The organism is uncultured Microscilla sp. (assembly GCF_947493425.1).
GTDB lineage: Bacteria > Bacteroidota > Bacteroidia > Cytophagales > Microscillaceae > Microscilla.
This window is the reverse complement of the sequence record NZ_CANLRP010000504.1, coordinates 1-434: the sequence shown is the minus strand read 5'-3', so window position 1 is coordinate 434 and position 434 is coordinate 1. Positions and strand designations below refer to the sequence as shown.

The window sequence follows — 434 nt, the reverse complement described above, 5'->3', positions numbered from 1 at the left end:
AGGGCAGGCAAAAAGCTTTATAGGCAACGGTTGGTGGCTTGTTTAAAGAATAAAAACCACAAATTGTTACATACCTTTAAAGCAGTAGATCATAGGTTTCCGGTGGTATGGATGAAAGGCTACTGTATGATAGAGGGACACTGGGCTACTGACCCATTCTTACAAACAACTCCCTATAAGCAAGAGGGGAGAATTCGTGTTTACAACAAAAATGATTATGTTTATTTGGGTACAAAAGTAGCTCAGGTAATTTATGCCAAAAATCCTTACCGGAACAAAGACACTCCTGGTCGCTCAGTCGATTTTTTTTCAAAAACAAATAAAAAAACAGGAACACTTCCTGCAAATATTGTAGCCTTGGCAGGTGAGTATACCATTTGCCAAGAGTCGGATACGAGTTATCAGGTATTTTATAAAAACTACTTGCTTAAAAG

At 38.0% G+C, this 434-nt stretch carries 1 protein-coding gene; it reads left to right on the top strand.

Translation table 11 applies throughout. The features are described from left to right. Window positions 1-63 precede the first annotated feature (63 nt). A partial coding sequence (locus Q0954_RS34505) for a hypothetical protein (protein ID WP_299466783.1) occupies window positions 64-434 on the top strand: 371 nt, incomplete at its 3' end.